This window comes from Xylanimonas sp. McL0601, from assembly GCF_049852175.1.
Lineage (GTDB): Bacteria > Actinomycetota > Actinomycetes > Actinomycetales > Cellulomonadaceae > Xylanimonas.
Map to the genome: position 1 here is coordinate 3,448,523 of NZ_CP187527.1, position 25,631 is coordinate 3,474,153.

General features: G+C 73.3%; 22 protein-coding genes. 14 read left to right on the top strand and 8 right to left on the bottom strand.

The features are described 5' to 3' along the window. Nucleotides 1-184 precede the first annotated feature (184 nt). The 9 genes from ACO4JP_RS15925 to cobA are packed head-to-tail and all read left to right on the top strand — an operon-like array spanning nucleotide 185 to nucleotide 8,827. Nucleotides 185-1,915: a nitrite/sulfite reductase gene (locus ACO4JP_RS15925; protein ID WP_425954958.1), complete on the top strand. Its 1,731-nt coding sequence runs from the start codon at nucleotides 185-187 to the stop codon at nucleotides 1,913-1,915. Continuing rightward, the gene (locus tag ACO4JP_RS15930) at nucleotides 1,912-2,745 is read left to right on the top strand and encodes a phosphoadenylyl-sulfate reductase (protein WP_425954959.1); all 834 of its coding nucleotides are present in this window, start codon (nucleotides 1,912-1,914) and stop codon (nucleotides 2,743-2,745) included. Before ACO4JP_RS15925 ends, ACO4JP_RS15930 begins: the two co-directional genes overlap by 4 nt. A 29-nt stretch (nucleotides 2,746-2,774) precedes the next feature. Beyond that, nucleotides 2,775-3,701, top strand: coding sequence for a sulfate adenylyltransferase subunit CysD (gene cysD / locus ACO4JP_RS15935; protein ID WP_425954960.1), 927 nt, complete (start codon nucleotides 2,775-2,777; stop codon nucleotides 3,699-3,701). Beyond that, nucleotides 3,701-5,020 carry a sulfate adenylyltransferase subunit 1 gene (locus ACO4JP_RS15940; RefSeq protein ID WP_425954961.1) on the top strand — a complete coding sequence of 440 codons (1,320 nt, stop codon included), beginning with the start codon at nucleotides 3,701-3,703 and terminating at the stop codon, nucleotides 5,018-5,020. The genes cysD and ACO4JP_RS15940 overlap by 1 nt, the downstream gene beginning before the upstream one ends. A 54-nt stretch (nucleotides 5,021-5,074) precedes the next feature. Then, complete coding sequence (locus ACO4JP_RS15945) at nucleotides 5,075-6,160, top strand: ABC transporter substrate-binding protein (RefSeq protein WP_425954962.1); 1,086 nt, start codon at nucleotides 5,075-5,077, stop codon at nucleotides 6,158-6,160. A gap of 4 nt (nucleotides 6,161-6,164) precedes the next feature. Next, nucleotides 6,165-6,971, top strand: coding sequence for an ABC transporter ATP-binding protein (locus ACO4JP_RS15950; RefSeq protein WP_425954963.1), 807 nt, complete (start codon nucleotides 6,165-6,167; stop codon nucleotides 6,969-6,971). Then, entirely contained in the window at nucleotides 6,961-7,872 is a 912-nt protein-coding gene (locus tag ACO4JP_RS15955; protein WP_425954964.1) for an ABC transporter permease, read from the top strand. Before ACO4JP_RS15950 ends, ACO4JP_RS15955 begins: the two co-directional genes overlap by 11 nt. Next, nucleotides 7,869-8,015, top strand: coding sequence for a hypothetical protein (locus ACO4JP_RS15960; RefSeq protein ID WP_425954965.1), 147 nt, complete (start codon nucleotides 7,869-7,871; stop codon nucleotides 8,013-8,015). Before ACO4JP_RS15955 ends, ACO4JP_RS15960 begins: the two co-directional genes overlap by 4 nt. Next, entirely contained in the window at nucleotides 8,012-8,827 is an 816-nt protein-coding gene (gene cobA, locus ACO4JP_RS15965; protein WP_425954966.1) for a uroporphyrinogen-III C-methyltransferase, read from the top strand. Before ACO4JP_RS15960 ends, cobA begins: the two co-directional genes overlap by 4 nt. A 31-nt stretch (nucleotides 8,828-8,858) precedes the next feature. On the opposite strand, the gene ACO4JP_RS15970 is transcribed toward cobA, so the two are convergent. From ACO4JP_RS15970 to ACO4JP_RS15980, 3 genes are all read right to left on the bottom strand, one after another. Beyond that, nucleotides 8,859-10,133, bottom strand: coding sequence for an ATP-binding protein (locus ACO4JP_RS15970; protein ID WP_425954967.1), 1,275 nt, complete (start codon nucleotides 10,131-10,133; stop codon nucleotides 8,859-8,861). A 104-nt stretch (nucleotides 10,134-10,237) separates the two neighbouring features. Next, nucleotides 10,238-10,924 (bottom strand): LuxR C-terminal-related transcriptional regulator, encoded by a 687-nt coding sequence (locus tag ACO4JP_RS15975; RefSeq protein ID WP_425954968.1) that lies wholly within the window; start codon nucleotides 10,922-10,924, stop codon nucleotides 10,238-10,240. Beyond that, nucleotides 10,921-12,333 carry a PspC domain-containing protein gene (locus ACO4JP_RS15980; RefSeq protein WP_425954969.1) on the bottom strand — a complete coding sequence of 471 codons (1,413 nt, stop codon included), beginning with the start codon at nucleotides 12,331-12,333 and terminating at the stop codon, nucleotides 10,921-10,923. Before ACO4JP_RS15980 ends, ACO4JP_RS15975 begins: the two co-directional genes overlap by 4 nt. Before the next feature lie 147 nt (nucleotides 12,334-12,480). On the opposite strand from ACO4JP_RS15980, the gene ACO4JP_RS15985 reads away from it, so the two are divergent. Both ACO4JP_RS15985 and ACO4JP_RS15990 read left to right on the top strand, forming a co-directional pair. Beyond that, on the top strand, nucleotides 12,481-14,049 hold the full coding sequence (locus tag ACO4JP_RS15985) for a PspC domain-containing protein (protein ID WP_425954970.1): 1,569 nt from the start codon (nucleotides 12,481-12,483) through the stop codon (nucleotides 14,047-14,049). Between the two features lie 88 nt (nucleotides 14,050-14,137). Then, entirely contained in the window at nucleotides 14,138-14,818 is a 681-nt protein-coding gene (locus ACO4JP_RS15990) for a hypothetical protein (RefSeq protein ID WP_425954971.1), read from the top strand. A 63-nt stretch (nucleotides 14,819-14,881) separates the two neighbouring features. On the opposite strand, the gene ACO4JP_RS15995 is transcribed toward ACO4JP_RS15990, so the two are convergent. Further along, nucleotides 14,882-15,664, bottom strand: a complete 783-nt coding sequence (locus ACO4JP_RS15995; protein WP_425954972.1) for a hypothetical protein — start codon at nucleotides 15,662-15,664, stop codon at nucleotides 14,882-14,884. Between the two features lie 114 nt (nucleotides 15,665-15,778). Here ACO4JP_RS15995 and ACO4JP_RS16000 point away from each other — a divergent pair, with 114 nt between their 5' ends. Continuing rightward, nucleotides 15,779-16,957: a glycosyltransferase family 4 protein gene (locus ACO4JP_RS16000; protein WP_425954973.1), complete on the top strand. Its 1,179-nt coding sequence runs from the start codon at nucleotides 15,779-15,781 to the stop codon at nucleotides 16,955-16,957. A 1-nt stretch (nucleotide 16,958) separates the two neighbouring features. Here ACO4JP_RS16000 and guaA read toward each other — a convergent pair whose 3' ends face one another. Genes guaA through ACO4JP_RS16015 form a run of 3 tightly spaced genes read right to left on the bottom strand, consistent with a single transcriptional unit; the run spans nucleotide 16,959 to nucleotide 21,397 of the window. After that, on the bottom strand, nucleotides 16,959-18,548 hold the full coding sequence (guaA, locus tag ACO4JP_RS16005; RefSeq protein WP_425954974.1) for a glutamine-hydrolyzing GMP synthase: 1,590 nt from the start codon (nucleotides 18,546-18,548) through the stop codon (nucleotides 16,959-16,961). Nucleotides 18,549-18,573: 25 nt separating this feature from the next. Then, a complete protein-coding gene (locus ACO4JP_RS16010; protein ID WP_425954975.1) occupies nucleotides 18,574-18,975 on the bottom strand; it encodes a DUF3817 domain-containing protein in 402 nt (133 codons plus the stop codon). A gap of 28 nt (nucleotides 18,976-19,003) precedes the next feature. Next, nucleotides 19,004-21,397, bottom strand: coding sequence for a LamG-like jellyroll fold domain-containing protein (locus ACO4JP_RS16015; protein ID WP_425954976.1), 2,394 nt, complete (start codon nucleotides 21,395-21,397; stop codon nucleotides 19,004-19,006). Nucleotides 21,398-21,583: 186 nt separating this feature from the next. On the opposite strand from ACO4JP_RS16015, the gene ACO4JP_RS16020 reads away from it, so the two are divergent. Both ACO4JP_RS16020 and ACO4JP_RS16025 read left to right on the top strand, forming a co-directional pair. Beyond that, the gene (locus tag ACO4JP_RS16020; protein WP_425954977.1) at nucleotides 21,584-23,371 is read left to right on the top strand and encodes an ABC transporter ATP-binding protein; all 1,788 of its coding nucleotides are present in this window, start codon (nucleotides 21,584-21,586) and stop codon (nucleotides 23,369-23,371) included. After that, nucleotides 23,368-25,101, top strand: a complete 1,734-nt coding sequence (locus tag ACO4JP_RS16025; protein ID WP_425954978.1) for an ABC transporter ATP-binding protein — start codon at nucleotides 23,368-23,370, stop codon at nucleotides 25,099-25,101. Before ACO4JP_RS16020 ends, ACO4JP_RS16025 begins: the two co-directional genes overlap by 4 nt. Nucleotides 25,102-25,135: 34 nt before the next feature. On the opposite strand, the gene ACO4JP_RS16030 is transcribed toward ACO4JP_RS16025, so the two are convergent. Then, complete coding sequence (locus ACO4JP_RS16030) at nucleotides 25,136-25,579, bottom strand: hypothetical protein (RefSeq protein WP_425954979.1); 444 nt, start codon at nucleotides 25,577-25,579, stop codon at nucleotides 25,136-25,138. Between the last annotated feature and the right edge of the window lie 52 nt (nucleotides 25,580-25,631).

The following is a 25,631-nucleotide window of genomic DNA, read 5'->3' on the forward strand; positions in this document are numbered from 1 at the left end:
TAGACGCTCCCTTGCTTGTCGATAGATCACACAGCACTCTGTGCCCCATGCCGCGCATGTGCCCCTGCCCCGCTCTGGAGACCTGTCTCTAGGGCGGCGCCCGCGCGCACCCCGGTTGGGGGTGGTCCGGCCGTCGCCCGGCTTGCCGCACGTGCTCCACCCACCCATCCGGAAGGGGACCTCCATGTCCACCACCGCCAGCCCGCCCGCCACGAGGGGCGCAGCCGTCCGTCCGCCCCGCGCGGGCCGGTCGAACGGGCAGTGGAAGGTCGACGGCACCGAGCCGCTCAACCCCAACGAGGTGTTCAAGGCGGAGTCGGACCCGCTCGCCGTCCGCGAGCGCATCGAGCAGATCTACGCGCGCGAGGGCTTCGACTCCATCCCGGGCGACGACCTGCACGGCCGGTTCCGCTGGTGGGGCCTGTACACGCAGCGCAAGCCCGGCATCGACGGCGGGCGCACCGCCACGCTCGAGCCGCACGAGCTCGAGGACCGCTACTTCATGCTGCGCGTCCGCACCGACGGCCAGGCGCTGGACCCGGCCGCGCTGCGCGTGCTGGGCGGCATCTCGGAGGACTTCGCGCGGGGCACGGCGGACGTCACGGACCGCCAGAACCTGCAGTACCACTGGATCGGGGTCGAGGACGTCCCTGAGATCTGGCGCCGCCTCGCGACGGTGGGCCTGGAGACGACGACGGCGTGCGGCGACACCCCCCGCGGCTTCCTCGGCAGCCCCGTCGCCGGCATCGCGGCGGACGAGATCATCGACCCGACGCCCGTGATCCTGGAGATCAAGCGCCGGTACATCGGTGACCCCGAGCTGGCCAACCTGCCCCGCAAGTTCAAGACGGCGATCACCGGGCACCCGAGCCTCGACGTCGTGCACGAGATCAACGACATCTCGCTGGTGGGCGTGGTCCACCCCGAGCTCGGCGCGGGCTACGACCTGTGGGTGGGTGGCGCCCTGTCGACGACGCCGCGGCTGGGCGAGCGCCTGGGCGTGTTCGTCACGGAGGAGCAGGCGCCCGACGTCTGGCACGGGGTCATCCGCATCTTCCGCGACTACGGCTACCGTCGGCTGCGCAACAAGGCGCGCCTGAAGTTCCTTCTCGCCGACTGGGGCACCGAGAAGTTCAGGGAGGTCCTCGAGCGCGAGTACCTCGGGTACGCGCTGCCGGACGGCCCCGCGCCCGCCCCGGCCACGCGCCCCGGCGACCACGTGGGCGTGCACGAGCAGAAGGACGGCCGCTTCTACGTCGGCGCCGCCCCGGTGGTCGGCCGCGTGGGCGGCAACACGCTCACCGGGCTCGCCGACCTCATCGAGAGCGTGGGCGCCGAGTCCGCCCGCCTCACCGCCCACCAGAAGGTGGTGGTCCTGGGCGTCCCCGCCGACCGTGTGGACGAGCTCGTCGCGGGCCTCGAGCCGCTGGGCCTCACCGCGCGCCCGAGCCTGCTGCGCCGCTCGACCATCGCGTGCACCGGCATCGAGTTCTGCAAGCTCGCGATCGTCGACACCAAGGACACCGCGGCCCGGGCGATCTCCGAGCTCGAGGTGCGGCTCGGCGACGTGCTTCCCCGCCTCGAGCGTCCGCTCGAGATCAACGTCAACGGCTGCCCCAACTCGTGCGCGCGGATCCAGACCGCGGACATCGGCTTCAAGGGCCAGCTCGTCACCGTGGGCACCGGCGACGACGCCGAGCAGGTCCCCGGCTTCCAGGTGCACCTCGGCGGCGGCCTCGCGACGAGCGACCGCGAAGACGCCGGCCTGGGCCGCACCGTCCGCGGGCTCAAGGTGACGGCCGAAGGCCTGGCCGACTACCTCGAGAAGGTCGTGCGCCGGTTCGACGCCGACCACGAGCAGGGCGAGACGTTCGCCCAGTGGGCGCACCGTGCCGACGAGGAGGCGCTCCGATGAGCAACCAGGCCAGCCCGCTCGCGAGCCGCCGCGAGGCGTTCGAGGCCCGCGAGCGCGCCCGCGCCGACCACGCCGCGGCCCGTGCCGCGCGGCTCGCCGCCGGGCGTACCAAGCGCCCCGAGGCCGAGCTGCGGGAGATCGCGGCGCGCGGCGCTGTCGAGCTCGGCGGCTCCGGGACCGGCGCGGCGGACGAGGCGACGGCCGCCAAGGTCGTCGCCTGGGTCGCCCGCGAGCTCGGCGTCGACCTCGCCGCCGTCGCGTGCTCCATGGCCGACGCCGTCCTGCCGCACGTGGTCGCCCGGACGCTGCCGTTCGTGGACGTGCTGTTCCTCGACACCGGGTACCACTTCCCCGAGACCGTCGGCACCCGCGACGCCGTCGCCGCCACGATGGACGTGACCGTCGTCGACGTGCTGCCCGAGCTCACCGTGGCCCAGCAGGACGAGGCCTACGGCAAGGACCTGTTCGCGCGCGACCCGGGGCGGTGCTGCGCGATGCGCAAGGTCACGCCGCTCCACCAGACCCTCGCCGGGTACGAGGTGTGGTTCACCGGCGTGCGCCGCGACGAGGCGCCCACGCGCGCGAACACCCCGCTCGTCGGCTTCGACGACAAGAACGGCCTGATCAAGGTCAACCCGCTCGCCGCATGGAGCTACGACGACCTGTTCGGCTACGCCGCCCGCCACGGGGTGCTGCTCAACCCGCTGCTCGACGACGGCTACCCGTCGATCGGCTGCTCTCCCTGCACCCGCCGGGTCGCGCCCGGCGAGGACCCCCGCTCGGGCCGCTGGGCCGGCTTCGACAAGACCGAGTGCGGGCTGCACACGTGACCGCCGCGCCCACGACCGGAGAAGGACTGATGACCTCGACCACGACGACAGCGAGCACGCTGTCTTTGCTCGACGCGCTCGAGAGCGAGGCGATCCACGTCATCCGCGAGGTGGTCGCCGAGCTCGAGCGGCCCGTGCTGCTGTTCAGCGGCGGCAAGGACTCGATGGTGATGCTGCACCTGGCCGTCAAGGCGTTCGCGCCGGCGCCCGTGCCGTTCCCCGTGCTGCACGTCGACACCGGCCACAACTTCCCCGAGGTGCTCGCCTACCGCGACTCCGTCGTCAACCGCCTGCGCCTGCGCCTCGAGGTCGCCAAGGTCCAGGACTGGATCGACGACGGCCGCCTGCGCGAGCGCGCCGACGGCACGCGCAACCCGCTGCAGACCCGCCCGCTGCTCGAGGCGATCGAGAAGGGCCGCTTCGAAGCGGTGTTCGGCGGCGGCCGCCGCGACGAGGAGAAGGCCCGCGCGAAGGAGCGCATCTTCTCCCTGCGCGACGAGTTCGGGCAGTGGGACCCCCGCAACCAGCGCCCCGAGCTGTGGAACCTGTACAACGGCCGGCACCGCCCGGGCGAGCACGTGCGCGTGTTCCCGCTGTCCAACTGGACCGAGCTCGACGTGTGGCGCTACGTCGCGCGCGAGCGCATCGCGCTGCCCAGCCTCTACTACACCCACGAGCGCGAGGTGTTCGACCGCGACGGCATGCTGCTCGCCGTCGGGCCGTACTCGAGGCCGCGCGACGCCGCGGAGCGCGCGAGCGTCCGCACGGAGAAGGTGCGCTACCGCACGGTCGGCGACATGTCGTGCACCGGCGCCGTCCAGTCCCTCGCGACCACCGTCGACGACGTCCTGGCCGAGGTCGCCACCACCCGCATCACCGAGCGCGGAGCCACGCGCGCCGACGACCGCATGTCCGAGGCCGCCATGGAGGACCGCAAGAAGGAGGGCTACTTCTGATGGTCGCCACCACCCTGGAGCACACCAGCCTCGACGGTCCGGCGACGCTGCTGCGCATCGCCACGGCGGGGTCGGTCGACGATGGCAAGTCGACGCTCGTCGGCCGCCTGCTGTTCGACTCGCGCTCGGTCCTCAGCGACCAGCTCGACGCCGTCGAGCGCGTGTCGCGCGACCGCGGCCTCGAGACGGCCGACCTCGCGCTGCTCACCGACGGCCTGCGCGCCGAGCGCGAGCAGGGCATCACGATCGACGTCGCCTACCGCTACTTCGCGACAACGTCCCGCTCGTTCGTCCTGGCCGACTGCCCCGGGCACGTGCAGTACACGCGCAACACGGTCACGGGCGCCTCGACGGCCGACGTCGTCGTGCTGCTCGTCGACGCCCGCAAGGGCCTGCTGGAGCAGACCCGCCGCCACCTCGCCGTGGCAGCGCTGCTGCGGGTGCCGCACGTCGTCGTCGCGGTGAACAAGATCGACCTGGTCGGCTGGTCCGCCGAGAGGTTCGCGGAGATCGTCGCCGACCTGCGCGCCGCGGCGTCGGCACTCGGCGTGGTCGGCATCCACGCGATCCCGGTCTCGGCGCTGCTCGGCGACAACGTGGTCGAGGGCTCGGACAACACCCCCTGGTATGACGGCCCCAGCCTGCTGGATCTGCTCGAGGCGCTGCCGACGGCGGACGCCCCCGCGGACGAGCCGTTCCGGCTGGCGGTCCAGCACGTCGTGCGCCCGCAGAGCGGCGAGGACCGGTTCCGCGACTACCGCGGCTACGCCGGGCAGGTCGCGGGCGGCGTCGTACGCCCCGGCGACCCGGTCGTCGTCCTCCCGGGCGGGCAGCGCACCACGGTGGTCGGCATCGACACCGCGGACTCGCTCGCGGCGGGCCTCGACACGCTGCCCGAGGCGTTCGCCCCGCAGTCGGTCACCATCCGCCTGGCCGACGACGTCGACGTCGCGCACGGCGACCTGCTCGCCGCCGCCGACGGGGCGCCGACGCCGACCCAGGACGTCACGGCCACGGTCGCGTGGCTGGGCGACCGGCCGCTCGAGCCGCGCACCACCGTGCTGCTCAAGCACGGCACGCGCACGGTCAAGGCGCAGGTCCGGGCCATCGTCGGCCGCCTCGACCTCGACACGCTCGACACCTCCGAGCTGAGCGCGGCCGCGAGCCTGACGCTCAACGACCTCGGCCGGGTCACGCTGCGCCTCGCGGCGCCCGTGCCCGTCGAGCCCTACGCCAGGGCGCGCCGCACCGGCGCGTTCCTGCTCGTCGACCCCGACGACGGCGCCACTCTCGCCGCGGGCATGGTCGACGGCATCTGATCCCCCCGGTGGTCGACCCCGACCACCACCCCACCCCCAGGAGAGGTACTCGCGATGAACGCCACGACCCGCACGCTCCCCGCCGCCCTGCTCGCCACTGCCCTGGTGGCGGCGATCGCGGCCTGTGGCGGCCCGTCGTCCGCCGCGACGAACCCCTCCGGCGCGAGCGCCGACAAGGGCCCCGCGGCCGAGGTGCACCTGGGCTACTTCGCGAACGTCACGCACTCCCCCGCCCTCGTCGGCGTGGGCGGCGGGTACTTCGAGAAGGAGCTCGGGGGCACCAAGCTCACCACCGAGGTCTTCAACGCCGGCCCGGCCGAGCTCGAGGCCCTCAACGCCGGGGCGATCGACGTCGCCTTCATCGGGCCCAGCCCGGCGATCAACGGGTACGTGAAGTCGCACGGCGAGTCCTTGCGGATCATCGCCGGGGCGGCGTCGGGCGGCGCCTCGCTCGTGGTCCGCGACGGCATCGACTCGGCCGCCGACCTCAAGGGCAAGGCGATCGCATCGCCGCAGCTCGGGGGCACGCAGGACGTCGCGCTGCGCTACTGGCTCAAGGAGCAGGGCCTGACGAGCGACCTGCACGGCGGCGGCGACGTCGCGGTGACGCCGACGGAGAACGCCCAGACCCTCCAGCTCTTCCAGAAGGGCGAGCTCGACGGCGGCTGGCTGCCCGAGCCGTGGGCCTCGCGCCTGGTGCTCGACGCCGGGGCGCACGTGCTGGTCGACGAGAAGGACCTGTGGCCCGGCGGGAAGTTCGTCACCACCAACGTCATCGTCCGCACGGACTTCCTGGCGGAGCACCCGGAGACCGTCGAGGCCCTGCTGAAGGGCGAGCTCGCCGCCATCCAGGCCCTTCAGGACGACCCGGCGGGCAGCGCCACGGTCGTCAACGACCAGATCGCGGCCGCGGCGGGCAAGCCGCTCTCGCAGGCGGTGCTCGACCGCGCGTTCACGAACATCGAGTTCACGACCGACCCGGTCGCGAGCACGCTGCAGACGCAGCTCGACCACGGCGTCGAGGCCGGCACCACGCAGAAGGCCGACCTGAAGGGCATCTACGACCTGCGCCTGCTCAACAAGGTCCTGACCGCCGCCGGCGAGGACAAGGTCTCGGCCTCCGGCCTGGGCAAGGAGTAACCCCATGACCACCACCACGACACCCCACGAGCCTCCTCGCTCCGCTGCGGGGGCTCGCGGGGGCCCCGTCGAGTCCCCCGTCGTCGGTCTCGGCACGACGTCGCCCGAGCCCGCCGTGCGCCTGCGCGGCGTCGGCAAGCGGTTCGGCGACGGCCCGCTCGTGCTCGACGGCGTCGACCTCGACATCGCCCCGGGCGAGCTGGTGTGCCTCATCGGTGCGTCGGGGTGCGGCAAGTCGACGCTGCTGAGCATCCTCGCCGGCCTCGAGCCGGCGTCGACGGGGGACGTGGTGGCCGGTCCGGCGGCCCTGATGTTCCAGGAGTCCGCGCTGCTGCCGTGGCTCACCGCGAGCCGCAACATCGAGCTCGCGCTGCGGCTGCGGGGCGTGCCCCGCGCCGAGCGACGCGAGAAGGCGGCCGAGCTGCTGCACCTGGTGCGGCTCGACGGCGCCGCCGACAAGCGGGCGCACGAGCTCTCGGGCGGCATGCGCCAGCGCGTCGCGCTGGCGCGCGCGCTCGCCCAGGACCGTGAGGTCCTGCTCATGGACGAGCCGTTCGCCGCCCTCGACGCGATCACCCGCGACCTGCTGCACGACGAGCTCGAGCGGATCTGGCGCACCACGCAGCGCACGGTCGTCTTCGTGACGCACAACGTGCGCGAGGCTGTGCGCCTGGGGCAGCGGGTGCTGCTCTTGTCGTCCCGTCCCGGGCGCGTGGTCCACGAGTGGCAGGTCGGCGATCAGGATCCGGTCAAGCTCACGGGCGAGATCACGGCCCGACTGCGCGAGGAGATCAGCCGCCATGCCCACTGACGTCCCCACCTGGTTCACCTCGGGGCTGTCGGCCGACGACAAGGACCGCCTCGCCGACGTCGAGGCCGGCCTCGACGCGCTCCAGACCCCGTCGGGTGCCGTCCAGCGCGGCGCCGCCGCGGCATGGCGCCGCGCCTGGCCGCCGCTGGTCGCCGTCGTCGTCGTGCTGGCGGTGTGGGAGGGCGTCGTCCTGTCCGGCGTGCAGCCGATCTGGAACCTGCCCGGCCCGCGCGAGGTCGCGACGGCGATCGGCACCGCCGCGCGCGACGGGTCGCTCTGGGAGGCGCTGACCACCTCGCTCTCGCGCGGCGTGCTCGGGTTCCTGGCCGCCGTCGCGATCGGGACGCCGCTCGGCGTGGTCGTCGCGCGCGTGCGCTGGATCCGCGTGACGCTCGGGCCGATCATCACGGGCCTGCAGGTCCTGCCGTCGGTCGCCTGGGTGCCGGCGGCCATCATCTGGTTCGGCCTGTCGAACGGCACCGTGTACTTCGTGGTGCTCATGGGCGCCGTGCCGTCGATCGTCAACGGGATCGTGGCCGGCGTCGACCAGGTGCCGCCGCTGCTGCGGCAGGTGGGCCGCGTGCTGGGCGCCGGCCGGGTCGCGATGGTCACCGACATCGTGCTGCCCGCGGCCCTGCCGGGTTACCTCGCCGGCCTCAAGCAGGGCTGGGCGTTCTCGTGGCGCTCGCTCATGGCGGCCGAGATCATCGCCGTCGGCGGGTCCATCGGGTTCGGGCTCGGCCAGTTCCTCGACCAGGGCCGCCAGCTCGCCGACATGTCGCTGGTCTTCACGGCGATCCTGCTCATCCTCGCGGTGGGCATCGTCGTCGAGCTCGCGGTGTTCGCCCCGGTCGAGCGGGCCGTCCTGCGCAGCCGCGGCCTGCGGCAGGAGGCCGCGTGACGCACACGACCCGCACTGGTGACCCCGCGGAAACGTCGGTGCGCCACCCTGTCCGCACCGCGCCGGTGGTCGAGCTCGTCGAGACCACCATCGCGGCGTGGTCTCGACAGGCTCGACCACCGGCGATCGAGGAGGCGGTATGAGCACGGGGCGTGTGTGGCTCGTCGGCGGCGGGCCGGGTGACCCGGAGCTCATCACGGTCAAGGGACTGCGGCTGCTCGAGGCGGCCGACGTCATCGTGGTCGACCGGCTCGCGCCGCGCGCACTGCTCGACGAGCTGCCCCGCGTGCTGACCGGTGAGACCGAGGTGATCGACGTCGGCAAGCACCCCGGGCACCACCCCGTCCGGCAGTCGGGCATCAACGAGCTGATCGTCGAGCACGCGCTCGCCGGCCGCGACGTCGTCCGGCTCAAGGGCGGCGACCCGTACGTGCTGGGCCGCGGCGGCGAGGAGGTCGCGGCCTGCGTCGCGGCGGGAGTGCCCGTCGAGGTGGTGCCGGGCGTGACGAGCGCGGTCTCCGTACCGTCGGCCGCGGGCATCCCCCTGACCCACCGCGGCGTCGCGCGCGCGTTCACCGTCCTGTCCGGGCACGACGACGTCACCGACCTGCTGGGCGGAGTGCCCGGAGGGCCAGAGCACACGGTGGTGCTGCTCATGGCGATCGCCGGGCTGGCCCACACGGCGCGGGCGCTGGTAGCGGCCGGACGGCCGGACGACACGCCGGTCGCGATCATCGAGGACGGGTTCGGGCCCCGGCAGCGCACCACCCTCGCCACGCTCGGCACGGTCGCACAGGTCGCGGCCGAGGCGGGCGTGCGCAACCCCGCCGTCGTCGTCGTGGGCGACGTCGTGACGCTCGCCCCCGGGTGGGCGGGCGAGGTCGCGGGAGATCAGAGGATGTGGCGGGCCGCCGTCCGCGGCCGAGTGACGCTGACGGAGTCGGCGCGGCGGTGAGCGCCGTCGGCTCCCCAGTCACGATCGCTGTTCATACGCTGCCCGCGCTGAGGTGCCCCAGTGCGACGACGCTCACGCCGTCCTCGCGGGTGTAGCTCGTGTTCCCCGCGGTGAGGACGGTCAGCGAGCAGAGCTGATCGCGTCGCTCCTCGGAGACCTTGGCGGCGAGCTGGCGCAGGCTCGTGGCCGCGGACTCCACGTTCCTGGCTCCCCCGAGCTTCACCTCGAAGGCAGCCCAGCGACCGTCTGCGAGCTCGACGATCGCATCGACCTCGAGCCCGGAATCGTCGCGGTAGTGGTAGACATCTCCGCCCAGTAGATCGGCATAGACCCGCAGGTCGCGAACGCACAGCGACTCGAAGAGGAAGCCGAAGGTGTTGAGATCGTCCAGAAGCGATCGTTCTCCCGCCCCCAGGGCCGTCGCAGCGAGCGACGGGTCCGCGAAGTGCCACTTGGGCTGCACGCGGAGCCGGATCCGGGACCTCAGACGCGGGGCCCACGCCGGCTGCTCCTCGACCACGAAGACCCGTGCAAGAGCGTCGAGGTACTTGCGCACCGTCTGAGCCGAGATGCTCGCTGCCTCGCCCGAGGGCTGGGAAAGCTCGGCCTCAGCGCCCAGCTTCGTCGCCGCGATCTCGGTCGCGACGTTCCGGGCAAGAGCACGCACCAGAGCTCTCATGCGCTGCGGGTCGACGCGGAGATCCGCTCCTGGCAGGTCGACCCGCACGACGTCCTCCAAGTAGCTCGACAGGTACTCGCGGGCCGACCGCCCAGGCTGCCCCACCAGGGCCGGCCAACCGCCGCGCACGGCAAGACGGACGTAGTCCGGGACCGCTGGGCCGCCTATTGCGGCAACCGATCCGCCGTCGAACAGCGAGGCGAAGCCGATCTCACCAGTGCTCTCGCCGCTCTCGTCAAGTGTCATAGGGCGCAAGGTGATGCGCCGGAACCTGCCCGCACCGCTGTGGCGCGTGACGTCATCCGACGGTGTCGCCGAACCTGTCAGGACGAACTGGCCGGGCACGGCGCGCCGGTCGACCTCGTGGCGCACCGCGTTCCAGATCGTCGGGGCGAGCTGCCACTCGTCGATGAGGCGCGGGGCATCACCGCCGAGCACCACGTGAGGCGACGTCTCGGCGAGCGCGGCCAGCTCCGGTGACGAGTCCAGCCGTATCGAGCTGGCCGCGACGTGCAGGCCGGTCGTGGTCTTGCCCGTCGCGCGAGCACCTTGGATGATCACGGCACCGAATGTCGCCAGCGCTCCGCGCACCTGCCGGTCAGCGATCCGGTCTCTGTAGGCCGCCATGACCAGCACGTTAGCACTATTGCGGACAGCGCGATATCACTATTGCTGACGAACCAGTATCACTCTTGCTGACGATCGCGTATCACTTCTCCGTTCGACGCCGGTCAGAGGATGTGGCGCGCCGCCGCCCAGCGCGTCAGCTCGTAGCGGCTCGAGAGCTGCAGCTTGCGCAGCACGGCGGACACGTGGGTCTCGACCGTCTTGATCGAGATGAACAGCTCGCTCGCCACCTCGCGGTAGGAGTACCCGCGCGCGATGAGCCGCATGACCTCCTGCTCGCGGCGCGAGAGGCGGTCGAGCTCGTCGTCGGCCACCGAGACCTCGCCCGCCGCGGTCCCGAACGCGTCCAGCACGAACCCGGCCAGGCGCGGCGAGAACACGGCATCCCCGCCGGCGACCTGCACGACGGCGGACGACAGGTCCTTGGCCGAGATGTTCTTGGTGACGTAGCCCCGCGCTCCTGCACGGATGACGGCGACGACGTCCTCCGCGGCGTCGGACACCGACAGCGCGAGGAACCGCGTGGTCCCGTCCCCGATCAGGTCGGCGCACAGCCGGACCACCTCGGCGCCGCCCCCGCCCGTGCCGCCAGGGAGATGCACGTCGAGCAGCACGACCGGCGGCCGGTGGGCGTGGATGACCGCGACCGCCTCGTCGACGTCGGCGGCCTCCCCCACGACGCTGACGCGCTCGTCGAGCGACGCGCGGACGCCCGCGCGGAACATGTGGTGGTCGTCCACCAGCACGACGGGCACGGGCAGGACGACCTCGGCGGCTGCGGGGGTGCTCACGGGCGGGCTCCTTCGGTCGGGTCCACGGTGGTCGAGCTCGTCCACATCACATCATCGCTGCTGGAGGGGGTCTCGACAGGCTCGGCGACCGGGACGGCGAGAGCCGGATCGACCACCGGGGGTGCCGACGGCGTGCGCGGCATCTTCAGCCGGACCTCCGTGCCCCAGCTCTCGCGGCTCGTGACCTCGGCCGTCCCGCCGCGGCGCCGCACGCGCCCGAGGATCGACTCGCGCACCCCGAACCGGTCGGACGCGACGTCGTCCATGGTGAACCCGTCGCCGCGGTCGCGCACGAACACCTCGGCGGACGCGTCCGTCACCTCCAGGTACACGGTCACGGGTGGCTTGCCGTGCGCGACGGCGTTGATGAGCGCCTCGCGCGTGGCCTGCAGCAGCGCGCTGGTCGTGTCGGTGGGCGGGCAGTCGCCGACGACGACGACGTCGATCGCCACCGGTGCCGCGCCGTCGGCGGCCGGCTTCCCCACGCGCCCGTCCTCGACCTGCGCGACGAGCGCGCGCAGCTCGTCGGCGAGCGACGTCCCGGGCGCGCGTCGGTCGTCGTAGAGCCACTCCCGCAGCTCGCGCTCCTGGGCGCGGGCCATGCGCGCGACCGCATCGGCGTCGTCGGCGCGTGAGCGGATGAGGGCGAGGGTCTGCAGCACGGAGTCGTGCAGGTGGGCGGCGATGTCGGCGCGCTCGGCCTCGCGGGCGCGCGCGGCGCGCGCGTCGCCCAGCTCGCGCACGAGCCGCAGCCACCACGGCGCGAGCACAAGCGCGAAGCCCACCAGCACGGCGAACGCGGCGGCTGCGGCCTGGATCACGGCCCAGTCGTGCGTGTCCTGACTCACCAGCAGCAGCAGCCCCACGACCACCAGCGCCAGCCCGGCCGCCGGTCGAACGATCGCCGCCCAGCGTCGCCGGCGCCCCGCGGGCGCGTCCCCGCGCTGCACGGCGTCGAGCTGGCTCCACGCCAGCGCCAGGCCACCGAGCGCCAGCAGCGCCGGCAGCACCCACGACTGCCGCCAGGCCCAGCCCGCGCGCACGGCGACGAGGAACGCGGCCACGAGCAGCAGCGCCACGCCCATGATGACGTCGCGACGCTGGACCTTGGCGGCCGCGCCGGCGAGCCGCAGCCGCGGTGCCAGCCGTCGCAGCGCGGCCGGCTCCGCGGCCTCCGCGACGGCGCGTGGGTCGCCTGAGGGGATGGTGACCCACCAGAAGACATAGACCGCCGCCCCGGCGCCTCCGGCGAGAGCGAGCATCGCCATGACCGCACGGACGGCAGCGACCGGGACGCCCAGGTGGGCGGCGAGGCCGGCGCACACGCCACCCACCCACCGGCCCGCCTCGGGGCGGCGCAGCGGCAGGCGCGGCCGAGTGTCGGCGGGGGGTGCGGACGACGTGCTCACCTTCCGATCGTGGCACGTCGTCGGCACCCGGAACGCCCTCAGGGCCGAGATTCAGGGTTCCGGAGCCGCCCCCGGGTGCAGGTTTCAGGGTCGCTTCAGGGCGGCACCCGATAGCCGCGCGCAACCGTCGCCGGAAGGATCGTCGTCATGAGCACCGACCCGTACCCCCCGCAGCCGGGCCCTGTTCCGGACTCGACGCCACCGGCGTCGTCGGTCCCGCCCCCCGGCACCCCTCCCTACGCGGCTCCGACCGGCGGCCCTGCCCCCTCGAGCAGCGACCGGTTCTTCGACTCCATCCGCCGCTCCGGCCTGGCGCGGTCCGAGGACCGCTGGGTGGGCGGCGTCGCCGGCGGCGTCGCCGAGCGCCTCGGCTGGGACCCGCTGCTCGTGCGCGGCATTCTGTTCCTCAGCTTCTTCCTCACCGGCATCGGCCTGGTCGTCTACGCGGTCGGCTGGGCGCTGCTCCCCGAGCGCCGCGACGGGCGCATCCACCTGCAGCAGGCGATGCGCGGCGACTTCGACGTCGCGCTGCTCGGCGCCGCAGCCGCGCTCCTCGTCGGCTTCGGCTGGTCCGACGGCTTCGGCTCGTGGTGGAACGGCGGCCACTGGGGCTGGATCATCACGCTGTTCTGGATCGCCGTCTGGGTGACCGCCGGCTGGCTCCTGATCCGGTTCGTGCACGAGCGCCGTCGCGAGCGCCAGGCCGTCGCGCCCTACCCGACGCAGGCCTCCCCGACGCAGCCGTACCCGACGCGGGCTCCTTACCCGACGCAGCCCGGCCCGCCCACCACCGACGCCCGCGCCTACGCCGCGTGGGCCCGCGCCGAGGCGGACCGCGCCCGGACCGACGCCCGCAACCAGGCCGCCGGTGCCCGCGCCGAGGCCGCCCAGGCTCGCGCCGCCGCCTCCCGCCACCAGGGCCAGGTCCGCGCGGCGGCCCAGCAGCAGCGCGCCCAGGCACGCGCCGCAGAGCGCGCCTCGCGGCCGATCACCAAGAGCGCCGGGGCCGCGACGGTCGGCATCGTGTTCGGCCTCCTGCTCATCGCCGGCGCACTGATGCTCGCCCAGGAGCGCTCGGGGCTGTCGCTGCCGTGGCCGTTCGGCAGCGGCTACGACCCCGTCCTCGCCTGGATCGGCATCTCGCTGGTCATCATCGGCGCCGCGATCGTCGTCAGCGGCATCCGCGGCCGGTCGAGCGGCTGGCTGGGCTTCTTCGCGATCGTCGGCCTGGTCGTGGCGCTCCCGTGGAGCATCAGCACCGCGGACGCCGGCTTCCCCTCCGCCCGCATCTCGCGTGATCTCGGCGGCACCTGGCACGGCGTCGGTGCGAACGGCATCGACGTCAGCCAAGGGACGGTCGCCCCGCGGTCCGTCGCGGAGGCCGAGCGCGGCTTCCGCGCCCAGTTCGGCGACCCGACCATCGACCTGTCCAGCCTGGACTTGGCCGGCGCCACCACCGACGACCCGGTCGTGGTCCCGATCCAGCTCACGGCCGGCGACCTCACCGTCCTCGTGCCGCGCGACGCGGCCGTCGAGGCCGACGTCCGGCTCCTGGCCGGCCAGCTCGTCTGGCAGGTCGACCCCGAGACGCGGACCCTCACCCGCGTCGGCAGCTCCATCACCCATCTCAGCTCGGACGAGGCGAGCGAGCACGGCGCCACCTTGCGCCTGCTCGTCTCGGCCGGCGCCGGCAACGTCACCGTCACGGAGGACTGATGCGGAGCGAAGCGAGGACGAGGGCCGAGCACTTCGGTACTCGCTTGAGCGCAGCGCAGCGTCAGCCCGACCACAAGGAGGAGAACTGATGAGCCAGAACCCGAACGACGAGCGTCCCGACGCCGCGGCCGAGCAGACCGACGCGCCCCAGCAGCTCGACGTGACCGAGCCGGTCGACGCAACCGAGCCGGTCGAGATCGAGGCCGGGGACACCCAGCTGGTCGAAGCCGCGACTCCTGCGGCAAGCGAGACCCAGGTCCTCGATGCCGCGGCCGTCGAGGCGGGCGACACCCAGCCGCTCCGCCCCGAGCCGGCCCGCCCGGACGACCCGCTGTCGGTGTTCGACCAGCCGGTCCCGGGGCAGGCCGAGGACACCGCGGCGTACACGGCGGCGGCGTACGGCGCTCCCTCGTCCGGTGCTTCGTCGTACGACACGCCGTCGTACGCGACGACGTCGTACCCCACGCCGTCGTACACCACGCCGGCCCCCACCACGCCGTCGTACACCGCCCCGGTCTACGAGGCGCCGGCGTGGACGCCCCCGCCCCCGCCGCTGGTCCGCACGACGCCGCGCACAGGCACGATCGTCTGGGGATTCGTGATCCTGGCGATCGGCGTCGGCGCCCTGTCGGTCGCCGCGGGCGCCAGCCTCGACGTCGGCCTGGCGATGATCTACCTGCTGGCCTTCGCAGGCGCCGTGCTCGTGGTGGCCTCCGTCTTCGGGGCGGCCCGCCGCCGTAACCGCACGGAGCCGACCGCCGGCGCCTGAGCTGCACGACGGGCTCCGGCCGCACTGGGCGGCCGGAGCCCGTCGTCGTCCAGGCGGGTGGGATCAGGCGGGGCGCCCGGGCCCGCTGTCGTCGTTCTCGCCGGTGACCTCGCCCGTCTCCGCGGGCGTCGCGTACGACGTGCCGGAGGTTGTCTCGCCGGTCTGGGGCGGAGCCGCGTACGTCGTGTCCGGGAGCGGGTCGGTGGGTTCCGCTGCCGCCGGGCCGCCGGCGTAGCCCGTGTCGGGCGGGGCCGCGTAACCCGTTTCTGGCGCAGCCGGGTAACCCGTGCCGGGTGGAGCCGCAGCGGCGGCGGTCCCGGTCGGCGGGCTCGCGTGGCGGCCGTAGGCGTCGGCTTCGGAGGTCAGACCCGGCGTCGCGGCGCCGGCCAGGGCGCCCCCGGGGACGACGTCAGCGAGCCGGCGCAGAGCGCTGCCGATGAGCCAGAACAGCACCCCCAGGGCGACGACCAGGACGCAGACGCCGAAGGACACGATCGACGTGAACAGCGACGCGCGCAGGAACGAGGCGGTCATGACGACGTCACGACGGGGGTCGTCCTGGGCGAGCTGGGCGAAGGTCTGGCCGTCTGTCGCGGCGAGCGCGTGTTGGTTGATGATGTCAGCTTGGGCGTACGCGGTCAGCGGCCCGATGACTTGCTTGCCCTGGAAGATGCCACCCATGAAGGTCGCGTCGTTGGAGACCGTGATCTCCTCGTTGGCGAGCTGGATGGCGACGAGGATCCACGTCAGGATCCCGGCGACGATCATGACGATGCCCGCGATGATCGCGAACAGGCCGATGCCGCGGACACCGCGCGGCGAACGTACTGCGACCGTGCTCGACATGGTTCCCTCCTCTGCTCGGTGTGCCGTACGTCACGCTAACCTCCAAGATGTTCTTGCGCCCGGTGAAACGCCAGGTCGCGCCCGTGCGGCGGCACATCGAGGGGAGGAGGCCCCGTGCGCGTGCTCCACCTGAGCGACTCATTCCTGCCGCGGATGGGCGGCATCGAGGTACAGGTAGCCCGGCTCGCGGCGCGCCAGGTCGCCGCGGGGAACGCCGTGGACGTCCTCACGACGACTCCGGCCGCGCCAGGCGCCCGGGGCTGCACGACGACGGTGGGCGACGACGGCGTCCGGGTGCACCGGGTCGCGGCGCGCGTCCCGGGCGGCTTCCCGGTCCACCCGCGCTCGACCCATCACGTGCTGGCCCGCCTGGACGCGCTCGACGCCGCGGGCGAGCGCCCGGACGCCGTGCACCTGCACGCGGGCGTGCTCGCGCCGACGGTCCAGCGGGCCTTGCGGGCGATCGCGCGGCGGGGGCTGCCCGCCGTCGTGACGGTGCACTCGGTCTGGGACGCGCCGACGGAGCGCGCCTTCGCCCTGCTGGACCGCACGGTGCGCTGGTCGGCCCTGCCCGTGCTCTGGTCGGCGGTCAGCGAGCTGACGGCCGACCCTGTGCGCCGCATCGTGACGGCCGCGGGAGGCGACCCGGCCGGGCGCGTCGTCGTCCTCGGAAACGGCGTCGACGTCGGGTCCTGGCGCGGCTACGACCGGGTCGAGCGCGACGACAGAGCGGTTGCCAAGGGCGCCGTGCACGTCGTGAGCACCGCCCGGTTCGCGCGCCGCAAGCGCATGCTGCCGCTGGTCGGGGCCCTCGTCGCCGCGGCCCGCGAGCTGCCGACCGAGTCGCTGGTCGCGACGCTCGTGGGCGACGGGGAGCAGCTCGCGGCCGCCCGCACCGCCGTCGGGGCAGCGGGCCTCGCCGACGTCGTCCGCCTGCCTGGACGCCTCGCCTCCGACGAGCTGCACGCGCTCTACGCCGAGGCCGACGTCTTCGTGGCGCCGGCCGTCAAGGAGGCGTTCGGCATCGCCGCCCTCGAGGCGCGGGCCGCAGGCCTCGCCATCGTCACCCACGCGGGGTCAGGCGTCGGGGAACGCCTCGAGGACGGCGTCGACGGTCTCGTGGCCGACGGCGACGCGGCGATCACGCGCGCCGTCGTCCGCCTGGTCGAGGACCCGGCGCTGCTCGACCGGCTGGTGGCGCACAACCGCGCCCACCCGCCGGCGTCGGACTGGGCGCACGTCCTCGAGGCGACCGCGCAGGCCTACCGCCGCGCGGTGCAGCTCGTGCGCTGACTCACTCCCACTCAATGGTCGCCGGCGGCTTCGACGTCACGTCGAGCACCACGCGGTTGACCTCGCGGACCTCGTTCGTGATGCGCGTCGAGATGACTGCAAGGGTCTCGTAGGGCAGGCGGGTCCAGTCGGCCGTCATGGCGTCCTCGGACGAGACCGGGCGGAGCACGACGGGGTGACCGTAGGTGCGGCCGTCGCCCTGGACGCCCACCGAGCGGACGTCCGCGAGCAGCACCACCGGGCACTGCCAGATCTCGCCGTCGAGGCCGGCCTTGGTGAGCTCCTCGCGCGCGATCGCGTCGGCGCGGCGCAGGATGTCGAGGTTGTGGGCCGTGACCTCGCCGATGATGCGGATGCCCAGGCCGGGGCCCGGGAAGGGCTGGCGGGAGACGATCTCCTCCGGCACGCCGAGCTCGCGGCCCACGGCGCGGACCTCGTCCTTGAACAGGTTGCGGAGCGGCTCGACCAGCGCGAACGTCAGGTCGTCCGGCAGACCGCCCACGTTGTGGTGCGACTTGATGTTGGCCGCGCCCTCGCCGCCGCCCGACTCGACGACGTCCGGGTAGAGCGTGCCCTGGACGAGGAACTTGACCTCCTCGCCGTGGGCGCCGGCCTCGGCGATGATGTCGCGCTGCGTGTCCTCGAACACGCGGATGAACTCGCGGCCGATGATCTTGCGCTTGGTCTCCGGGTCGGTGACACCGGCGAGCGCGGACAGGAACCGCTCCTTCTCGTCGCGGACGATCAGGCGCACGCCCGTCGCGGCGACGAAGTCGCGCTCGATCTGCTCGACCTCGCCCTCGCGCATGAGGCCGTGGTCCACGTGCACGCAGGTGAGCTGCTCACCCACCGCCTTCTGGACCAGTGCCGCGGCGACGGCGGAGTCGACGCCGCCCGACAGCGCGCAGATGACGCGGGCGTCGCCCACCTGGGCCTTGATGGCCGCGACCTGGTCGGCGATGACGTTGTCGGGCGTCCAGTCGGGGGCCAGCCCGGCGCCGTCGTACAGGAAGTGCTCGAGCACGGTCTGACCGAACTGCGAGTGCTTGACCTCGGGGTGCCACTGCACGCCGAAGAGACGCTGCTCGCGGTTCTCGAACGCCGCGACCGGGGCGCCGGCCGTCGTCGCGAGCACCTCGAAGCCCTCGGGGGCGCGGTGCACGGCGTCGCCGTGGCTCATCCACGCGCTCTGGTGCTCGGGGGTGCCGTCCAGGAGCACGCCCGTGGCGCACACCTCGACCGCGGTGCCGCCGAACTCCGAGAGGCCGGTCTTGGCGACCTCGCCGCCCAGCGCCTGGGCCATGACCTGGAAGCCGTAGCAGATGCCCATGACGGGCACGCCCGCCTTGAACAGCGCGGGGTCGACCGACGGGGCGCCGTCGGCGTACACCGAGCTCGGGCCGCCGCTGAGGATGATCGCGGCCGGGTCCTTGGCCAGCATGTCCGCCACGGACATGTTGTGCGGGACGACCTCGGAGTACACCTTCGCCTCGCGCACGCGGCGCGCGATGAGCTGGGCGTACTGGGCGCCGAAGTCGACCACGAGCACAGGGCGGGGGGTCGTGATTGCCGGGGCGGTGGGGGTCGTCACCCGGCAATCTTAGGCGTTTCGGGGCTCAGGCCCCGACCTCGTAGCGCTGCGCGAGCGCGTCCAGCTTGACCTCGCCGTCGCGGTGCACGCGGTGCTCCACGATGAACGACATGACCGGCACGACGCCGGCCACCACCATCGTGAACAGGCGGCCCCAGCCCCAGCGCATCGTCGACCACGCCTGCAGCACCGTGACGAGGTAGACGACGTACACCCAGCCGTGGATGGGCGCGACGATCCAGGTCGCGCCCACCAGGGCGTCGACGTCCAGGCCCCACCACGCGCCGAAGACGTACTTCACGATGCACCACGCGGTAAGCAGCAGCAGCATCACGCCGGTGAGGATCGCCATGAAGCGATAGCGGGCGAGAGCGCCCCGGGCCTTGCGGATGGCGGTCGCGGCCTGCGCGGTGGAAACCTCGGTCACACCGCCAGCCTAGTCAAGGCCCAGGGCCCTACCGTGCAGCGAGCGCCTCCACGTCCTCGGGCGCGAGTGCCGAACCCCACACGGTCAGCTCGTCGACGTCACCCTGGAACGGCGTGTCCCACCAGTTCACGCCCAGCGCGAAGACGCTCGCGTCGGTCTTGAGCACGTCGGGGAACCCGGTGCCGGCGAACCGCTCCTCGCCGTCGATGTAGACGGACACGGCGCCGTTGTCGACGACGAACGCGACGTGGCTCCACTCGTTCAGGGGCAGGCTCCGGCCGGTGCCGGCGTCGTACCAGGCCGACCCGGACCACAGCATCGTCGAGCCGCCGACGCCGTCGTGGCCACGCGGGACGAGGCTCACCCACGAGTCGGGGCTCGCGGCCGCGAAGAACGCGGTCGTGTACTGCGTCAGCGCCTGGGGCCGCAGCCACATGCTCACCGAGTACGACTTGCCCTGGACGAGCCCGTCGGGAAGCCGCACGCCCGACGCGCCGTCGAGGTGCAGGGCGCTGCCGTCGACGCCGTCGGCGACGTACGCGGCGGTGCCGCCGAGCGCGTCGACGCGGCTGCCGGTGGGGCGGCCGTCGGCGTGCGTGCCGGTGCCGTCGGCGAGGCTGCCCTCGAACGACCACGACGCGGCCAGCACGCCGGGCACGCGCGCGGCCACGGTGACCGGGAACGAGACCGTCTGGGACGCGGTGCCGTTGCGGACGGTCGCGGTGAGCGTGGCGCTCGCGTCCGGCGCGCCGGCGCCCGGCCGCGTGACCTCGCCTCCGGCGGTGACGACCGCTGCGTCCGACGTCGCCCACGCGATCGTCGTGCCGTTCGTGCCGCTGGTCGGCAGCGTCAGGGCGGCCGTGACGGCGGAGGTGTCACCGAGGTCGAGCTGTGCGACGACGGCAGCGACGGCGTTCGCGCCCGTCAGCTCGTGGGTCTGACGACCCCACACGGTGACGCCCGCGTCCGAGAGCGCCGTGAACCCGAGCGACCACTGCTCGGTCGCGGGGTCCCACGTCGGGACGAACCGGCCCTCGTAGGTCTCGCCGCCGATGATGAGGGTGGCGGCATTTTTGCCGGTGAGCATCCACCGCCCGCTCGCCTCGCCGGCGATCTTGCCGGTCTTGTCGAGTGTGATGTCGTCCGAGACCGCGGCGGTCGCCGTGATGTCATGGCCCATGTCGACGAGCTGCCACGTGCCGACGACGTCGTCGCGCGTGACCTTCCCCGCCGTCTCGCCCGCGTAGCGCATCGGCGAGACGACCGGCCAGCCGTCCGCGTTCATCCACATCTGGTGCACACGCACGTTGTGCTGGCCGCCCTTCCCGGGGAAGCGCGAGTGGAACACCAGGAACATCCGCCCGGTGGCAGGGTCGGTGTACCAGGAGGTGTGGCCGGGCGAGACGTAGCCGATCCCGGAGCCGGTGCCCGCCTCGCCGAGCTCGCGCTCGAAGAGGTGGCCGCCCATGAGCTTGGTGCCGTAGGGCTGGATCGAGGCGTCGTCGAACAGCGGCTTCGAGGCGTCCGCCTTCACCGTGCTCATGTCGTTGCCCTCGGCGTCCAGGTAAGGGCCGGTGACGGTACGCGACCGGGCGACACGCACGTCGTAGCCGCCGGTCACGTCGAGCCCGCCGAACGACAGCCACAGGTAGTAGTAGCCCGTCCCGGCGTCGTACTGGATCGTCGGCCCCTCGATGCGGCTGTGGTTGCCGCCCACGAGGTGCTCGCCGTAGCCCTGGCCGGGGAGCGGCTTGCCCGTCGCCGGGTCGAGCTTCAGCAGGAAGATGCCGCCCGAGTACGAGCCGTAGACCATCCACAGGTTGCCGTCGGCGTCGTAGAACGCGTCGGGGTCGACGGTGTTGGGGTGGACGTGCGGGTCGTACGTCTCGCCGGGGTTCTCCGACTCCCCCACCATGCCGCTCTTGAGCAGGATCCCCTGGTTCTCGTACGGCCCGTCGACGGCGTCGGCGGTCGCGAGCCCCAGCGCGGCGAGCGGCTTGCTTCCCTCGCACGCGTTGTAGTACATCGCGTAGCGGCCGTCGGGGAGCTGGATGACGTCGGCCGCCCACAGAGTGCTCGTCTGCGCCCACGCGAACGTGTCGGCGAGCTCCGTGTAGATGTCGTCGAAGAGCGCGTTGTCGGGGTTCTGGGACAGGTCGACGGTGTGCTGCTGCCAGGAGATCAGGTCCTTGGTGTGGGCCGAGGCGGCGTGCGAGCCGAAGACCCAGATGTCGTCGCCCGAGGTCACGATCGAGGGGTCGTGCACCGTGACATCGGTGAACTCCGGGGCGGCGGGGGCGTGATCCTGCCCCGGGGCGTCCGCGCCGGACACCGCCCAGGCGGCGTCCGTGGTGAGCGCGGTGGCGACGAGCATCCCGACAGCGGCGAGCCCGGTGGCGGTGCGACGGAGGCGGCTGGTCATGAGGGTTCCCTGTTCGACGGTGGACCGGGAGAACGGCGATGCTCGACGGCGAGCACCACTGCGTACCTACAACGATGGAGAACCTACAACGATGTAGACGCCCTCACAATGGCTGAGAGCAGATCCGCCGTGCGGCAAGCAAATTGCGTCGCACCGTGTCGGCACCACGGCCTACCGTGTTCCCTCGTGCGATCCCTCCCCCTCCCCGACCCGGGCACGCCGTCGCTCAGTGGGCCCTGGGCATACCTCGGCTGGCTCGCGCGCCGGCAGGCACCGACGCTTGCCGCCGCGCTGACCTGCGGCGTCGTCACGTTCGCCGCGCAGGCGGTGCAGCCGTTCCTGCTGGGCCGGGTCGTCGACTCCGCCGTCGAGGGCGGGCTCAGCCCGACGACGTGGTACTGGGCCGGGCTGCTGCTCGGCATCGGCGTGATCTTGACCGGGGTTGCCGTGGTCGGGCACCGGTTCGACGTCCGCAACTGGATGGAAGCCGCGTTCCGCTCGTCGCAGCTCGTGTCGCGGACCGTGTCACGCTCGGGCCACGCGATCTCGGCCGAGCTGCCGACGGGCGAGGTGGTCTCGGCCGTGGCCCACGACACGTTCCGCATCGGCGAGCTCTTCGCCATGTCGGCGCAGTTCCTCGGGTCGCTCGTCGCGTACGCGGTGACGACCGTGCTGATGCTGTCCGCGTCGGTCCAGCTCGGCGTCGTCGTCGCGCTCGGCTTGCCCGTGGTCGCCGCGGTTCTCGCCTTCCTCGTCAAGCCGCTGCAGCGGCGTCAGACGGCGCAGCGCGACGCCTCCGGGCGCCTGACGACGCTCGGCGCCGACACCGTCTCGGGCCTGCGCATCCTGCGCGGCATCGGTGGCGAGGCCGTGTTCGCCGACCGCTACCGCGCGCAGTCGCAGAAGGTCCGCGCGGCAGGCGTGCGCGTCGCCGGCACGCAGTCGTGGCTCGACGCGCTGCAGGTGCTGCTGCCCGGGCTGTTCGTCGTCGTCGTCGTGTACCTCGGCGCGCTCGCGGCGGTCGACGGGAAGATCACCACCGGCCAGCTCGTGTCCTTCTACGGGTACGCGGCGTTCCTCGGCTGGCCGGTGCAGCTCGCCACGCAGTTCCTCAAGATCGCGACCAACGCGCATGTCTCGGCCATCAAGGTGGTCACGGTGCTGCGCGTGGTGCCCGCGACGGGTGCCGCCCCGGCCACGGCCGAGCTCCCCGCGCCGGGCGCGGTCCTGCGTGACGAGACGACGGGCGTCGCGCTCGAGCCGGGTCGCGTCGTTGCGCTCGTCGCGGCCGACCCGGACGAGTCCGCCGCCGTCGCGCTGCGCCTGGGCCGGTTCGACGACGACGCCGAGGCCGCCACGCCGGTCACGCTCGGCGGGGTGCCGCTCGCGGTGCTGCCCAAGGAGCACCTGCGGCGCCGCGTCGTCGTCGCCGACGCGACGCCCACGATCTTCTCGGGTCGCCTCGACTCGGAGCTCGACGCGCGCTCACGCGCGGCCCTCGAGGACCTGGAGCGCGCGATGCACGTCGCCGACGCGCACGACGTGCTCGACTCCGTCCCTGACGGCCTCGCGGGCGAGCTGCCCGAGAAGGGCCGGTCGCTCTCGGGCGGCCAGCGGCAGCGCGTCGCGCTCGCGCGCGCGCTGCTGACCGACCCGGAGATCCTGATCCTGGTCGAGCCGACGAGCGCCGTCGACGCGCACACCGAGGCCCGCATCGCGGCGAGGCTCGCCGACGAGCGCCGAGGCCGCACGACCCTCATCGTCACCGCGAGCCCGCTCGTGCTCGACCACGTCGACGACGTCCTGTTCCTCGATGGCGGGCGTGTCGCCACGAGCGGCACCCACCGGGAGCTGCTCGAGCGCCCGGCCGACGCCGACGACGGCGCCCTCGCGGCGCGCTACCGCGCCGTCGTCGGGCGGTCGATGGACGAGGACGACTACACGCGACTTGCCGCCTCGGAGGTGCGCTCATGAAGCTCCCGATCGCCGATGCCCGCACCACGTGGCAGTACACCGCCGGGCTGCTACGGACCAACCGGCGCGCGCTGCTGGTCCTTGCCACGCTGCACGTCCTCGCGGCGATCGCCGGCCTGGTCGGGCCGTGGCTGCTCGGCCGGCTCGTCGACGACGTCACGCACGGCACCACGGCCGGGCACGTCCGCGACCTCGTGCTGATCGCCGTCGCCGCGACCCTCGCGCGCGCCGTCGTGCAGAAGGTGGCGCAGCAGCGCTCGATGGTGTTCGGCGAGACGGTGTTCGCGTCGATGCGCGAGGAGTTCCTCAACACCGTCACGGCGCTGCCCCTGTCCACGGTGGAGCGCGCGGGCACGGGCGACCTCGTCGCACGCACCACCAACGACATCGGCAAGATCCAGAACGCCGTGCGCTTCGGGGTACCGCAGCTCGTGGTCGCCGTGGTGACGATCGTGCTCACCGTCGCGGCCTGCCTGGTGCTGTCGCCGCTCGTCGCGGTCGCGATGTTCGCGGGGCTGCCTCTGCTCCTCGCGGTGACGCGGTGGTACCTGCACCGCGCGCCCGACGCCTACCAGCGCGAGTCGGCCACCTACGCGCAGCTCAACGGCACCATCACGGAGTCGGTCGAGGGCGTGCGGACCGTCGACGCGCTCGACCTGGGCGGGCGCCGTGACGGAAAGGCCGACGGCGACCTCGCGACCGTGTACCAGGCGGAGATGCGGACGCTCGGCCTGCGCACGGTGCTGTTTCCGGGCGTGGACCTGACCTTCGTGATCGCGCCCGTGGCCGTGCTGATCTGGGGCGCGTTCCTCGCGTCGCAGGGCACCGTGACGATGGGCGCGGTCACGGCCGTCGTCATGTACACGTTCCAGCTCACGGGGCCCGTGTGGAACCTCGTGTACTGGCTCGACGACATGTCGGTGTCGGCCGTGTCGCTCGCGCGCATCATCGGCGTGCGCCTCGTCGCACCGGACCGGGTCGCGGGGACGGACTCGCCGGCTTCCGGCGACGTCGAGGCCCGCGGCGTGCGGTACGCCTACCGCGAGGGGCACGACGTGCTGCACGGCATCGACCTCGACCTGCGGCCGGGCGAGCGGCTCGCGATGGTGGGGCCGTCGGGCGCGGGCAAGTCGACGCTCGGGCGCATGCTCGCCGGGATCCACCCGCCCACGGGCGGCTCGGTGACGGTGGGCGGCGTGCCGCTCGTCGAGCTGCCGCTCGAGGAGCTGCGCCGCCGGGTGGCCCTGGTGACGCAGGAGCACCACGTGTTCGTCGGGACGCTGGCCGACAACCTGCGGCTCGCCGACGTCGGGGCGTCCGATGCCCGTCTGCGCGAGGCGCTGGCGGCCGTGGACGCGCTCGAGTGGGTCGACGCGCTGCCCTCGGGCATCGAGACGGAGGTCGGCTCGGGCGGCGCAGTGCTCACGCCCGCCCAGGCGCAGCAGGTCGCGCTCGCGCGGCTCGTGCTGCTCGACCCGGACGTGCTCGTGCTCGACGAGGCGACGTCGCTGCTCGACCCGCGCGCGGCCCGGCACCTGGAGCGCTCCCTGGGCGCGGTGCTCGCAGGCCGTACCGTCGTGGCGATCGCGCACCGCCTCCACACGGCGCACGATGCCGACCGCGTCGCGGTGGTGGAGGACGGGCGCATCACGGAGCTCGGGGCGCACGACGAGCTGGTCGCTGCCGGGGGCTCGTACGCCGCGTTGTGGCACAGCTGGCAGCACGAGTGACGGGCCGCGCGCAGGCGGCAGGCCGACCGACCGCCTAGCTCGCCGGCCCGAAGGCGACGCTCTCGATCGTCGCCGGATCGACCTCGGCGATCTGCTGGAGGAGGGCCCGGGTGGACTCGACCTGTCCGGGGTCGAAGAGGGCGAACACGCGACGCGTCACGGACGTGATGCGCGCGGTCAGCGCGGTGAAGCGGTCGGCGCCGGCGGCGGTGAGGCGCACCGTGTCCGTCCCCTCGAGCAGCCCGTCGGCGGCGAGCCGCTCGAGGAGGGCGTCCGCCTTCCCGTCGCCGTACCCGTTCGTCGACAGGAGGCCCGTCAGGACACCACGGGGGCTCGGCCCGCGGAGCCCGAGCGCGTTGAGCGTGAACCAGGCGCCGAGCTCGGTCCGCTCCTCGCTGAGGATGCGGGTGAGCGGGCCGCTCAGGTTGCGTTCGGCAAGGGCCATCGCGGTCCCGAACGGGAGTGTCGTTCCAGTCATCGTCGTGCTCCTTCCCTAGGATGGACAGGTACCTGTCCACCGTAGATCCAAA

Bases quoted from the DNA above. Each gene is read 5' to 3' on its own strand.
- ACO4JP_RS15925 (WP_425954958.1), top strand. From the start codon at position 185: ATGTCCACCACCGCCAGCCCGCCCGCCACGAGGGGCGCAGCCGTCCGT.
- ACO4JP_RS15930 (WP_425954959.1), top strand. From the start codon at position 1,912: ATGAGCAACCAGGCCAGCCCGCTCGCGAGCCGCCGCGAGGCGTTCGAG.
- cysD (WP_425954960.1), top strand. From the start codon at position 2,775: ATGACCTCGACCACGACGACAGCGAGCACGCTGTCTTTGCTCGACGCG.
- ACO4JP_RS15940 (WP_425954961.1), top strand. From the start codon at position 3,701: ATGGTCGCCACCACCCTGGAGCACACCAGCCTCGACGGTCCGGCGACG.
- ACO4JP_RS15945 (WP_425954962.1), top strand. From the start codon at position 5,075: ATGAACGCCACGACCCGCACGCTCCCCGCCGCCCTGCTCGCCACTGCC.
- ACO4JP_RS15950 (WP_425954963.1), top strand. From the start codon at position 6,165: ATGACCACCACCACGACACCCCACGAGCCTCCTCGCTCCGCTGCGGGG.
- ACO4JP_RS15955 (WP_425954964.1), top strand. From the start codon at position 6,961: ATGCCCACTGACGTCCCCACCTGGTTCACCTCGGGGCTGTCGGCCGAC.
- cobA (WP_425954966.1), top strand. From the start codon at position 8,012: ATGAGCACGGGGCGTGTGTGGCTCGTCGGCGGCGGGCCGGGTGACCCG.
- ACO4JP_RS15970 (WP_425954967.1), bottom strand. From the start codon at position 10,133: ATGGCGGCCTACAGAGACCGGATCGCTGACCGGCAGGTGCGCGGAGCG.
- ACO4JP_RS15985 (WP_425954970.1), top strand. From the start codon at position 12,481: ATGAGCACCGACCCGTACCCCCCGCAGCCGGGCCCTGTTCCGGACTCG.
- ACO4JP_RS15990 (WP_425954971.1), top strand. From the start codon at position 14,138: ATGAGCCAGAACCCGAACGACGAGCGTCCCGACGCCGCGGCCGAGCAG.
- ACO4JP_RS15995 (WP_425954972.1), bottom strand. From the start codon at position 15,664: ATGTCGAGCACGGTCGCAGTACGTTCGCCGCGCGGTGTCCGCGGCATC.
- ACO4JP_RS16015 (WP_425954976.1), bottom strand. From the start codon at position 21,397: ATGACCAGCCGCCTCCGTCGCACCGCCACCGGGCTCGCCGCTGTCGGG.
- ACO4JP_RS16025 (WP_425954978.1), top strand. From the start codon at position 23,368: ATGAAGCTCCCGATCGCCGATGCCCGCACCACGTGGCAGTACACCGCC.
- ACO4JP_RS16030 (WP_425954979.1), bottom strand. From the start codon at position 25,579: ATGACTGGAACGACACTCCCGTTCGGGACCGCGATGGCCCTTGCCGAA.